This is a genomic window from Zavarzinia sp., from assembly GCF_049306435.1.
GTDB lineage: Bacteria > Pseudomonadota > Alphaproteobacteria > Zavarziniales > Zavarziniaceae > Zavarzinia.
On the sequence record NZ_JBAQRT010000083.1, the window covers coordinates 1 to 11,603 of the forward strand.

At 68.5% G+C, this 11,603-nt stretch carries 14 protein-coding genes; 3 read left to right on the forward strand and 11 right to left on the reverse strand.

All coding sequences use genetic code 11. The features are described 5' to 3' along the window. The coding region (locus tag WAZ62_RS04235) for a multicopper oxidase domain-containing protein (protein ID WP_422642277.1) at positions 1-635 on the forward strand (635 nt) is incomplete at its 5' end. Between the two features lie 147 nt (positions 636-782). Here WAZ62_RS04235 and WAZ62_RS04240 read toward each other — a convergent pair. The 6 genes from WAZ62_RS04240 to def all read right to left on the reverse strand — a co-directional run bounded on the left by WAZ62_RS04240 (position 783) and on the right by def (position 4,783). After that, positions 783-1,328, reverse strand: coding sequence for a hypothetical protein (locus WAZ62_RS04240; RefSeq protein WP_422642278.1), 546 nt, complete (start codon positions 1,326-1,328; stop codon positions 783-785). A 76-nt stretch (positions 1,329-1,404) separates the two neighbouring features. After that, positions 1,405-1,845: a hypothetical protein gene (locus WAZ62_RS04245; protein ID WP_422642279.1), complete on the reverse strand. Its 441-nt coding sequence runs from the start codon at positions 1,843-1,845 to the stop codon at positions 1,405-1,407. Positions 1,846-1,925: 80 nt separating this feature from the next. Continuing rightward, positions 1,926-2,471, reverse strand: coding sequence for an RcnB family protein (locus tag WAZ62_RS04250; protein ID WP_422642280.1), 546 nt, complete (start codon positions 2,469-2,471; stop codon positions 1,926-1,928). A 97-nt stretch (positions 2,472-2,568) separates the two neighbouring features. Beyond that, positions 2,569-3,318: a tRNA pseudouridine(38-40) synthase TruA gene (gene truA, locus WAZ62_RS04255; RefSeq protein WP_422642281.1), complete on the reverse strand. Its 750-nt coding sequence runs from the start codon at positions 3,316-3,318 to the stop codon at positions 2,569-2,571. Between the two features lie 8 nt (positions 3,319-3,326). Further along, complete coding sequence (fmt, locus tag WAZ62_RS04260; protein ID WP_422642290.1) at positions 3,327-4,235, reverse strand: methionyl-tRNA formyltransferase; 909 nt, start codon at positions 4,233-4,235, stop codon at positions 3,327-3,329. A gap of 23 nt (positions 4,236-4,258) precedes the next feature. Continuing rightward, on the reverse strand, positions 4,259-4,783 hold the full coding sequence (gene def, locus WAZ62_RS04265; protein WP_422642282.1) for a peptide deformylase: 525 nt from the start codon (positions 4,781-4,783) through the stop codon (positions 4,259-4,261). Between the two features lie 183 nt (positions 4,784-4,966). On the opposite strand from def, the gene panD reads away from it, so the two are divergent. Both panD and greB read left to right on the forward strand, forming a co-directional pair. Further along, on the forward strand, positions 4,967-5,377 hold the full coding sequence (panD, locus tag WAZ62_RS04270; protein ID WP_422642283.1) for an aspartate 1-decarboxylase: 411 nt from the start codon (positions 4,967-4,969) through the stop codon (positions 5,375-5,377). A gap of 12 nt (positions 5,378-5,389) precedes the next feature. Beyond that, the gene (gene greB, locus WAZ62_RS04275; protein WP_422642284.1) at positions 5,390-5,875 is read left to right on the forward strand and encodes a transcription elongation factor GreB; all 486 of its coding nucleotides are present in this window, start codon (positions 5,390-5,392) and stop codon (positions 5,873-5,875) included. Here the strand turns inward: greB and WAZ62_RS04280 are convergent. The 5 genes from WAZ62_RS04280 to WAZ62_RS04300 form a co-directional block, all read right to left on the reverse strand. Beyond that, positions 5,869-7,191 carry an aspartate aminotransferase family protein gene (locus WAZ62_RS04280; RefSeq protein ID WP_422642285.1) on the reverse strand — a complete coding sequence of 441 codons (1,323 nt, stop codon included), beginning with the start codon at positions 7,189-7,191 and terminating at the stop codon, positions 5,869-5,871. The genes greB and WAZ62_RS04280 overlap by 7 nt on opposite strands. A 65-nt stretch (positions 7,192-7,256) precedes the next feature. After that, on the reverse strand, positions 7,257-7,742 hold the full coding sequence (locus WAZ62_RS04285; protein ID WP_422642286.1) for a flavin reductase family protein: 486 nt from the start codon (positions 7,740-7,742) through the stop codon (positions 7,257-7,259). A gap of 81 nt (positions 7,743-7,823) precedes the next feature. Further along, a complete protein-coding gene (locus tag WAZ62_RS04290) occupies positions 7,824-8,801 on the reverse strand; it encodes an asparaginase (protein ID WP_422642287.1) in 978 nt (325 codons plus the stop codon). Positions 8,802-8,859: 58 nt separating this feature from the next. After that, positions 8,860-10,425, reverse strand: coding sequence for an ABC transporter substrate-binding protein (locus tag WAZ62_RS04295; protein WP_422642288.1), 1,566 nt, complete (start codon positions 10,423-10,425; stop codon positions 8,860-8,862). 16 nt (positions 10,426-10,441) lie between these two features. After that, on the reverse strand, positions 10,442-11,473 hold the full coding sequence (locus WAZ62_RS04300) for an ABC transporter ATP-binding protein (RefSeq protein ID WP_422642289.1): 1,032 nt from the start codon (positions 11,471-11,473) through the stop codon (positions 10,442-10,444). Between the last annotated feature and the right edge of the window lie 130 nt (positions 11,474-11,603).

Below are 11,603 nucleotides of genomic sequence, written 5' to 3' on the forward strand. Positions count from 1 at the left end.
GCCCAGCCATGCGCGCCGACCTCGCGCTGATCGCGCCGGACGAGGCCGGGGCGGTGATCGAGTTGCACGATGTCTGGCAGTCGACGCCCGTGGTGCTGGCCCGTTTCGAGGTCGCGGGCGAGCCCCTGCCGATGGCGGGCCGCGACCGGCCGCTGGCCCTGCCGCCGGCCGAATTGCCGGAACCCGATCTCGCCAACGCGGTGAAGCTCGAGCTCGATCTCGGCGCCGGGGTGACCGATCCCGCCGTGGCGGAATTCCAGAAACTGTTCGGCGCCGACGAGATCTGCACCACCCAGCGGGTGTTCTGGTCGCTGAACACCAGGGCCTGGCCCGGCATGGCGGCGACCGGCAAGCCCGAGCCGCTGGCCGTGATGAAGAGCGGCACGAGCTATATCGTCGAGATCTTCAACGGCACGCCGCACCGCCATCCGATGCATCTGCACGGCCATACCTTCAAGGTGATCGGATCGAGCAAGCGCGACGTGCCGGTCCATTGGGCCGACACGGTGCTGCTGGAGCCGAAGGAGCGGCTGAAGATCGCCTTCGTCGGCGGCGAGCCCGGGGACTGGATGGTCCACTGCCACATCATCGAACACCAGGAAACCGGGATGATGGGCTATTACCGGGTGGCCTGAGCCACCCGGCGCGAGCGGCGTCTAGAGTCACAAACACCCTCGTCGCTCCGGCGAAGGCCGGAGCCTTTGCACGAGAAGGGCGCCCCCGCCGGCACATCACCCGGCTTTCGCCGGGATGACGAGAAAGGCTCGCCCCGCCTCGCGCCTCTAGCGGCCGCCCAGGATCACGTCGAGGATGAGGCCGGTGGCCACGGCGGCGATGACGATGTCGCTGCCGACCGCGTAATAGCCATAGCCCGGAGGCAGCGGCCGCATGTCGCGCACGATCACCGGCGGCAGCACGTAATAGCCGCGTGGCAGATAGGCGCCGCGCATGGGCGGCTGGTAGTAATAGCCCCGGGGCAACGGCCGGTAATGGCTCGGGTAGCGTTGCCACCAGCCGCGCATCCGCTGGCGGTCGCGATCGGCGAAACGGGCGGCATCGTCGTAACCCCGGTCGTAACCCCGGTCGTAACCATTGCCATAGCCCCGGCTGTAGGTCCGCTCGTCGTGCCAGTCGCGGCGGCCGTGGTCGCGCCGGTCATCGTGGTGACGCCCGCCCTCGCGCCAGTCGGGGCCGCGATGATCGTCCCGGTCGCGGCTGTATCCGCCGCCGCGATGATCATCGTCCCAGCCGCGGGCGAGGGCGGATGCGGCCGGTGCCACCAGGGCCGCCGCCAGGGCGGCGACGATAAAGGGTTTGGCGAAGCGCATGGCGTTCATCCATCGGGTGGTTGATGATCTATAAATGCCTGGCCCGCGGCCAGGTTCCGTTGAAACCTTCAGGGTATCAGCGGACGACGTCGCGAATGATGTCGACGATGATGCCGGTCGCGATCTGCACCAGCAACACGTCGGGGCCGACGATCATGCGGTCATAGCCCGCGGGCAGGGGCGAGAGCTGGCCGGACAGGCCTGCGGGCAGGATCTTCTTGGCGATGCCCGGCGGCAGGCGGCCCCGGGTGACCAATTGCTTGCGGATGCCCGGCGGCAGATCGGCGAGATAGCCGCTGTTGCGCAGGAAATAATTGGAGATCACCTGACGGTCGCCGGTCGGAAACAGCACGGACGCGATCGCCGGGGCCAGGCTGTCCTCGACATGACTGTCGTTGCCGCCGTGACCGTTGCCCCTGCCGTTGTTCTTGCCCTCGGCCGCGCCGGCCAAGGCGAGTCCGAGCCCGGCGAGCAGGACCGCCAGTGTCGTTTTCGCATTGGCTTTGCGCGAAGGCATTCAGGACTCTCCCCGATCGGTGCTGGTGGGGGAATGCCCGCGAGCGTCGCCGGTTCCCCCCGATGCGCGGAAATCCCGGATCAGGGCGCGTTCAGCACGATCTGGGCGATGATTCCGGTGGCGATGACCGCGAGCACGACATCGGTTCCGACCGCGAAATAGGCATGGCCGGCCGGCGGACGCGGCAGCATGTCGACGATGACCATCGGCGGGCGCTGGTAATGGCCGGGCGGCAGACGTCCGCCGACCACGACGCCGCGATGCAGCTCGGGCGGCAGCGGCCTGGACCAGCCGGGGTGGCCATCGAACCATTCGCGGGCGCGGTGGCGGTGATCATCATTGACGGTGACGCCATGATGGCGGCCGCTGTTGCCGGGTTTGCGGGTGCTCTGGCCATGGCGATTGCCATTGTCATGGTCCTGGTCCTGGTTCTGGCCTTGGCCCTGGGGTGGGCGCTGGCCCTGCTGGTGGCCGCTGTCGCGGGACGGAGGCTGGCCCTGCGGCCGGGACTGATCCTGCGGCATGGGCTGACCCGGCCCGCCCGGCTGCTGCGCCTGTGCCGACAGCGGCAGGGCGAGCGCGAGCGCGAGGGCGACGGAAAGGGTGGAAACCGCTTTCTTGTTCACGGTGGCTACTCCTGCGTGATCGATACAGGATAAATGGCGATCGACCGGCCGCCGTTCCGCCCCGGCGGTGTAAGGAAAGCGTCAGGAAAGCGAAAATTCAGGCCGACGGGTAATCGACGCCGGTCAGCACCAGGCCTTCGGCCGGCGCGGTCGGGCCGGCGGCGGCCCTTTTGCGGGCATCGAGCGCGGCGGCGATATCGGCCGGCCCCCATTTGCCTTCGCCGGCAAGGCGCAGGGTGCCGACCATGATCCGCACCTGATTGTGCAGGAAGGAGCGGGCGCTGGCCTCGATGTGGATTTCCTCGCCGGCGGCGAAGACCTCGAGCCGGTCGAGCGTTTTCACCGGCGATTTCGCCTGGCATTCGGTGGCGCGGAAACTGGTGAAATCATGGGTGCCGAGCAGCACCGCCGCTCCCGCCCGCATCGCCTCGATGTCGAGGGCGCGGGTGACGTGCCAGACCCGCCCGGCGGTATAGGCGGGCGGCGGGCGCCGCGCCAGGATGCGATAGCGGTAGTGCCGGCCGATGGCGTGAAAGCGGGCGTGGAAATCGGGCGGGGCGATGCTGACCTCGGTGATCGCGACCGGCATCGGCTTCATGTGGAAATTCAGCGCGTCGCGCACGGCGATGGCCGGATAATCCTTGTCCAGATCGAAATGGGCGACCTGGCCGGTGGCGTGAACCCCGGCATCGGTGCGGCCGGCGGCGTGCAGCACGGCGCGGATGCCGCCGTTCAGCCGGGCCGCCGCCGCCTCGATCGTGCCCTGCACCGTCGGCGCGCCCTCCTGCGCCTGCCAGCCCTGGAAGGCCGAGCCGTCATATTCGACCGTCAGGCGATAGCGCGGCATGGCGATGCTCAGCCGGCGATCGTGCCGGCGGGAACGGGAAAGCCGCGCAGGAAATCCTCGACCGACACGGGACCCTTGCCGGCGCGCTGGACGACCAGGGGACGGATCGCGCCGAGGCCGCAGGCGATGGTCAGCCGCCCGTCCAGCACGGTGCCGGGCACGGCGTCATGACCGGTTTCCGGCAGGACCTCGGCCTTCAGGACCTTGCAGCGCTCGCCGAGGATTTCCGTGAAGGCGCCCGGGCTGGGCGCGAGGGCGCGGATCTGGCAGTCCACCGCCTCGGCGCTGGCGGCGAAATCGATACGGGCGTCTTCCTTGGCGATCTTCTTCGCGTAAGTAATGCCTTCCGCCGGCTGCGGCCGGGGCGTGATCCGGCCCGAGGCGACCAGGGCGAGACCATCGACCATCAACGGCCCGCCCAGGGCGGACAGGCGATCGTGCAGGCTGCCGGCGGTGTCATGTGGGCCGATCTCGACCCGCTCCTCGAGCACGATGGGGCCTTCGTCGAGGCCTTCCGACATGGCCATGACGGCGATGCCGGTTTCCTCGTCCCCCGCCCAGATCGCACGCTGGATGGGCGCGGCGCCGCGCCAGCGCGGCAGGAGCGAGGCATGAAGATTGAAACAGCCAAGACGCGGCGCCCACAGCACCGGCGCCGGCAGGATGAGGCCATAGGCAACGACGACCGCGGCATCGAGGCCGAGGGCGGCGAAGGCTTCCTGTTCGGCGGAATCACGGAGACTCCTCGGCGTGCGCACCGGAATGCCGGCCGCCTCCGCCGCCAGATGCACCGGCGACGGGGTCAGCCTGTGGCCCCGGTTGGCGGGGCGCGGCGGCTGGCTGTAGACGGCGACGACCTCATGCCCCGCCGCGATCAGCGCCTGAAGCGTGGGCACGGCGAAAGCCGGCGTGCCCATGAAGGCGAGGCGCAGCTTCAGGCTCACCCCTTGGCCCTGGCCAGTTTCTTGGCCTTCGCCACCTTGCGCAGCAGCAGGCTGCGCCGGGCGAGCGAGAGGTGATCGACGAAGAGCACGCCTTCGAGATGGTCCATCTCGTGCTGGATGCAGGTCGCCAGCAGGCCGTCCATCTCTTCCTCGTGGCTTTCGCCCTTGGCGTCGTGGAAGCGGACACGCACCCGGGCCGGACGCTCGACATCGGCATATTGCTCGGGCACCGAGAGGCAGCCTTCCTCATAGGTCGACAGCTCGTCCTCGGAGGTCCAGGTGATCTCGGGATTGATGAAGACGCGGGGCGCCTTCTCCTCCCCCTCGCGCGCGAGGTCGACGACCAGCAGGCGCGTGGGCACGCCGACCTGGATCGCCGCGAGGCCGATGCCCGGGGCGTCATACATGGTCTCGAACATGTCGTCGATCAGGCGCTGCAACTCGGCATCGAACACCGTCACCGGGGTCGATTTCTGTTTCAGGCGCGGATCGGGCGCGATGAGGATGGGTCGGATAGCCATGCTGCATCAGGTATGATGTCCGCCCGTCGCCGTCAAGGCCGGCTGTGTTCCGCCCTTTGCCGCACTGCGGCTTGTGCGGGGACGGGACGGATGCTAGGACGGCGGCCATTCCGCCCCCCTTCCCCCGGGGGCGGACAGGGATCAAGAACAAGGGGCCGCAGGGCCCGAACAGAGGAAAGCGCCATGCGTCGCACCATGCTGCAGGCCAAGCTGCACCGCGTCTCCGTCACCCATTGCGAGCTGGATTACGAGGGCTCCTGCGCCATCGACGACGATCTGCTCGAAGCCTCGGGCCTTTTGCCCCTGCAGAAGATCGACATCTACAATGTGAACAATGGCGCCCGCTTCTCGACCTATGTCATCCGGGCCGAGAAGGGCTCGGGCGTCATTTCGCTGAACGGCGCGGCCGCCCGCATGGCGCAGAAGAACGACGTGCTGATCATCGCCGCCTATGTCGAGGTCGAGGAAGCCGAACTGCCGGGCTTCGCCGCGAGGCTGGTCTATGTCGACGGCGCCAACCGCATCAGCCGCACGGCGAGCGAGATCGCGGTGCAGCCGGCCGCCGGCTGGAGCCGCGAACAGGCGGCGGAGTAAGGGGAGATCGCCGTGAGCGCGGTCGACGGCCCGAAGAATTACATCACGCCCGAAGGCTATGCCCGCCTCGCCGACGAACTGCGCCACCTGACGCGGGTGGAGCGGCCAAAGGTGGTCGAGGTCGTCTCCTGGGCGGCGGGCAACGGCGACCGCTCGGAAAACGGCGACTATCTCTATGGCAAGAAGCGCCTGCGCGAGATCGACCGCCGCCTGCGCTTCCTGACCAAACGGCTGGAGGGGTCGACCGTGGTCGACCCCGCCCTGCAGAAGGTGAAGACCAGGGTCTTCTTCGGCGCCCATGTCACCTATGTCGGCGACGACGACATCGAGAAGACGATCCGCATTGTCGGCTCCGACGAAGCCCGCTCGGAACTCGGCGAGATCAGCTGGATCTCGCCGGTCGCCCGGGCGCTGCTGAAGGCCGAGGTCGGCGACGTGGTCGAGGTTCAGACGCCGCAGGGCCGCGAAAGCCTCGAGGTCGTCGCCATCCGCTACTGAGCGGCGACGTCTTCCAGCACGGCCGCCATGCGGTCGAGGAAAATATCCGCGTGTTCCCGCCTGAACACGAGGGGCGGCCGGATCTTCAGGATATTGGCGCCGGGGCCGGTCGCGCTGATCAGCACGCGGCGCTCGCGAAGGCCGTTCACCACCCGCGTCGTCAGGGCCGAGGCCGGCGCCTTGCCCGCCCGGTCCACCACCAGTTCGAGGCCGATGAAAAGGCCGGCGCCGCGCACGTCGCCGATCGCCGGATGGCGCCCGGCGAGATCCCGGAGGCCCGCCCGCATGTAATCGCCGACCTCCCGGGCGCTTTCCGCCAGCCCCTCGCCCTCGATCACGTCGAGGACGGCGAGGCCGACGGCGCAGGACACGGGATTGCCGCCGAACGTGTTGAAATAGCGCGCCTTGCGGCCGAAATCCTCGACCAGGCGGGGTTTCACGAAGACACCGGCCATGGGATGGCCGTTGCCCATGGGCTTGCCCACGGTCACCATGTCGGGCACCAGGCCGTGGCGAGCGAAGCCCCAGAAATCGGGTCCGACGCGACCGAAGCCCGGCTGGACCTCGTCGGCGATGAACAGGCCGCCCTCGGCCCGGATTGCCTCGACCGCCGGGCGCAGAAAGCCGACGGGCTCGGCGAAGACCCCGTCCGAGGAAAAGATCGTATCGACCAGCAGCGCCGCCGGCTCGATGCCATGGGCGCGCATGTCGGCGACCGCCTCGCGCACATCCCGCGCCATGCGGGCCCCGACATCGCCATCGCCGCGATAGGCATCGGGCGCCGGGATCAGGCGGATATGGTCGCCGCGCGGGACATAGTCGCCGAGGGAGGGGGAGATTTCGGCGACGGCGCTGGTCACGCCGTGATAGGCCAATTTGGTCACGATCAGGCCGCGCCGGCCGGTATAGGCCCGGGCGACGCGCAGGGCGAGATCGTTGGCTTCGGAGCCCGTGCAGGTGAACATGACATGGCCGAGTTCGGACGGCACCCGGGCCAGCAGCCGCTCGGCGTAGTCGAGAATGGTCTCGTGCAGATAGCGGGTGTGGGTGTTCAGGGTCGCCGCCTGACGGCTCAACGCCTCGACCACCCTGGGGTGGCAGTGACCGACCGAGGCGACATTGTTGTAGACGTCGAGATAGGCCTGGCCCGAGGGATCATGAAGCCAGACCCCCTCGCCCCGGACGATATGGACCGGCTTTTCGTAGAACAGGCGATAGGCGGGGCCGAGCAGCTTCTCGCGGCGGCGGACCAGATCCTTCTCCGCGGGCGAGAGGCCACTTTCGGCTTCCGGGTCGAAGGCATTGACCATGGACATCGGTAAAACTCCCCAGGCAGGCCGCCACCATGCCCCCGGCGAGCGGATCGGGCAACGGCCGAGGCTCAGCCGGCCGGGACCGCCAGGCGCGCGTCGGCGGGGATGCCATAGCGCCGGTTGACATGGAGCAGCGGCGTGCCGGCCCGGTGCCGGGCGGCGAGGACCAGGCCGATGACGATCAGATGGCTGCCGGCCTGATGGACCGTGTGCAGCCGGCAGGAAAACGCGGCCACCGCCCCCTCCAGCAGGGGCGCGGGCCCACCGGCCAGGGACCAGTCGGCACCATCGAAATCGAAGGCCGGCGTCGGGCCGGGGCGGCCGGCGAAACAATCGGCGACGGCGGCCTGTCCCCCGTCCAGCAGATTGAGGGCAAGGCTACCGTTGGCCACGATCGCCGCCGCCGCCGGACTGTCGGCCCGGATGCAGGCGAGCACCAGCGGCGGATCGGCGGAAACCGACGCCATCGAACTGACCGTGATGCCGAAACGCCCGGCCGGCCCATCGGTGGTGACGATGCCGACGCCGGTCGCGGCATTCGACATGGCGTCCATGAAATCCTTGCGGTCGCAGGGAGCGGGGACTTGGGGGGCATTCATCATGATGGTGATCCGTGGATCCTGGGCGCGAGGGGGTCAGGCGGCGGGGTCCGCCAGGGCGGCGAGATGTTCGCGGCGCGCCGCCGCCGACAGGGGCAGGGCAAACAGCAGGCTCAAGAGAATGCGCACCTTGTTGCCGGCCAGATCCCCCGCGAACAGGGCGCCGGCCGAGGCAAGGTCGGTGCCGCCCCCGGCGTTGCCATAGGTCGGGACCACGCGGCCGCCGGGACAGCGACTGGTGATGACCACGGTCTTGCCGGCATCGATCGCTTCGCGCACGGCGGCGCCGGCATCCGGCGGCAAGTTGCCCCGGCCGAATGCCTCGATCACCAGGGCGGGGGCGGGTCCCGCCGCGAGGAAGCGGATGAGGTCGCCATTCATCCCCATGGCCATGCGCAGCAGGGGGATGTCGACCGGCGGGCCGGCCTCGAGCCGCAGGCGGCGCCGGGGCTGGCGATAGACGAACACCGTGTCGCCATCGACCGTCGCCAGCTTGCCGTGATCGCCGGAGGTGAAAGTGTCCAGCCGGCTGGTGTGAGCCTTGGCGACATCTCGGGCGGCATGGACATCCTGATCGAACAGCAACAGGGCGCCAAGGCCCCGCGCCGCGGGCGAGGCGGCGAGGGTGATCGCGTCGGCGAGATTGCGCGGCCCGTCACCCCCAACCTCGCCCGCGTGATGCTGGGCGCCGGTGAAGACCACGGGCTTGTCCCCCGCCAGCAGGAGATCGGCCATGAAGACCGATTCCTCCATCGTGTCCGTGCCATGGGCGACGACGGCGCCGAGACAGTCCGGCGCCGCCAGATGCTGGTTGACGCGAAGCGCCAGACGCCAGGCCAGGGCCAGATCCATCTGGTAACTGCCGACGACGCAGAAATCGTCATGAACGACCGGTGCCGCCAGCGGCCCGGCGACAAGGCTGGACCCGCCAAGGCCGGCGGCGACGACACCGCCCCCCGGCGCCGGCAGGGAGGCGATGGTGCCGCCGGTGGTGATCAGGATGACATGGGCCATGGGGGTGGCTTCCGTGGGGCGGCGGACACGGCTGGAGCCGCGCCCGCCATTGACCCGATCAGACGCGGATCGCGTCCTTGAAGGTCAGCCACTGGCCATTGGCCGAATGGATGTTCTTCAGGTTGGACCGCGACATGATGCAGTTGGAACCATGGGTCAGGAAGATGCAGGAGGCGCTTTCTTCCAGCATGTCCTGCAGCTTCTCGAAATCCTTGGTCCGGACCGCGTCGTCGGTCTCGTAGGTCGCTTTCTTGCTCAGCGTATCGAAGGCCGGATCGCACAGGCGCTGCCAGTTCCAGGTGCCGACCTGATCGCAGGTGAACCACATGGTCACCCAGGAGGCATCGGGCGCGGTCGAGAATTCGACGATATAGGCTTCGGTCTTCTTGTAGGCGTCGCCCTTGGATTCCATGAACTGATCTTCATAGGCGCCGCGATCCATGACGTTGAGCTCGACCGTGATGCCAACGGCCTTCAGCTGCGCCTGGATGACCTGGGCCATGGTGATGCGATCGGTATCGCCCGGCAGGTCGATGCGGAACGTGAGGTCCTTCACCCCGGCCTCGGCCAGCAGCTTCTTCGATTCGGCGGGATCGAAGGCGTGCAGGTTCTTGGCGCGATAGCCCGGCAGCGGCGGCGGCACGACGCCATGGGCAACGGTGCCTTCGCCGAAATAGGCGGCCTGGATCGCCTCGTCGACATTGATCGCGCGCTGGATCGCCCGGCGCACGCGGACGTCCTGAAATTTCGGGTTCTCGACATTGAGGCCCATCCACATGTAGTGGAGCGAGGGCAGGACCTCGATCGTGGTGTCGGCGCCCGCCGCCTGCTTGAGCTGGGGCACGGACGACAGGCTGACCTTGGTCACATCGAGATCGCCGCTCTGATAGCCGATTTCGGCGGTCTTCAGATCGGTGATGGGGGTGAGCTGGATCTCGTCGAAATAGGGCTGCTCGCCGGTCCACAGCTCGTTGCGGACGAGGGTGAGCTTCTGGTTCGGCACCCAGGTCCCGATCTTGTAGGGGCCGGAGGTCGCGGGCGGTTCGGTGGTGAAGGCACCGCCGGCCTTCTCGACCGCCGCCTTGCACATGATCATGCCCGAGCCATGGGGCAGCGTGCTCTTGAACAGGGGCGGGAAAGCCTGCTTCAGGTGGATGACGCCGTTCAGCTTGTCGATGACCTCGACGTGATCGAGCGCATCCCAATCGTCCTTGTAGCCCGACTTGCCCTCGGGATCGGCGATCCGCTCGAAGGAGAATTTCACGTCCTCGGCCGAAACCTCGCCAAAGCCGCCGGTCCACTTGATGCCGGGCTTCAGCTTGAAGCGGATCCTGGTCGGGTCGCTGGCGTCCAGCTCCTCGGCGATGTCCAGCTTCCAGTCCCAGGTGTCGCCGGCCTTGTACTGGCACAGGCTGTTGAAGATCGCGAACATGACATTCTCTTCCCACCAGCCGGAGCGGTTCGCGGGATCGATGATGGAGATGTCCTTGTCGTTCTGGACCTTCAGGATCTTGCCCTCGGCCGCGAAGGCGAGGCGCCCGGCGCTCATGGCGGCGACCACGCCGGCACCGAGGAAGGCGGCCCCGGCCAGGATCTGACGCCGGTCCATTTTGAAATCAGACATGATGCAACCTCCTCGTTTACGCGATGCGACTGTTGGGGTGCCGTCGGTCCTCGTCGGCGGGGGGATTCGCCCCGGCGGTCTCGCCGGCGACGATGGGAAAATGGCAGGCGACCTGATGCCCCGGCGCGATTTGAAGCGTGGGCGGCGCGAGGATGCGGCAGGTCTCGCGCGCCATCGGGCAGCGCGGATGGAATTCGCAGCCCGGAGGGCGTTCCCACAGGCTGGGCACCTCGCCCTGCAGGGGCGCGGCCTCGCTGCCGAGAGCCTCGACCTGGGCCGTGAGCAGGGCGTTGGTATAGGGATGCGCGGGCGCGGCGAAGATCTGCGCCGTCGATCCCTGTTCGACCAGCCGGCCCAGATACATGATGCCGATGTAATCTGTCACATGGCGGGCGATCGCCAGATTGTGGGTGATGATGAAATAGGCCGTGCGCGAGCTGTCCTGGATATCCATCAGGAGGTTCAGGATCTCGCCCTGGACCGAGACGTCGAGGCCGGCGGTCGGCTCGTCGGCGATGATCAGCTTGGGCTCGAGCGCCAGCGCCCGCGCGACCGAGACGCGGCGCGCCTGACCGCCGCTCAGCTCGTGGGGGAAACGGTCGAGCAGGCCGCGGTGCAGACCGACCCGGTCGAGGAGGGCGGCCGCCCTTGCATCGCGATCGCGGATGTCCGGCCGGTGGACGGCCAGCGGTTCCGCGATCAGTTCGGCGACCCTCATGCGCGGGTTGAGCGACGCCATGGGGTCCTGGAACATCAGGGCGGCATTGCGCCGGATCTGGCGCCAGGGACCATCGCCAAAGCCCTGGGCATCGGCGCCGTCGATGCGGATCACGCCCGACGTCACGGGCACCAGCCCGACCGCGGCCCGGCCCAGCGTGGTCTTGCCGCTGCCGCTTTCGCCGACGAGAGCATAGGTCTTGCCGTAGGGAACACCGAGGGTGACGCCGGCCACTGCCTCGATCCGGTGCGGCCGGCCGGTCACGAGGGCGGCGAGACGCCTGGCGACCCGGTAGTGGATGACCACGTCTTCGAAATCGAGCACGGTCATGGCAGCACCTTGTGGCAGCGCGCGGTGGCATTCTCGCCGGTCGCGACAACCGGCGGCGCCAGGCTTCGGCAGGTCTCGTCAGCGAGGGGGCAGCGCGGCGCGAAACCGCAGCCGGCCGGCGGCGCGGTCA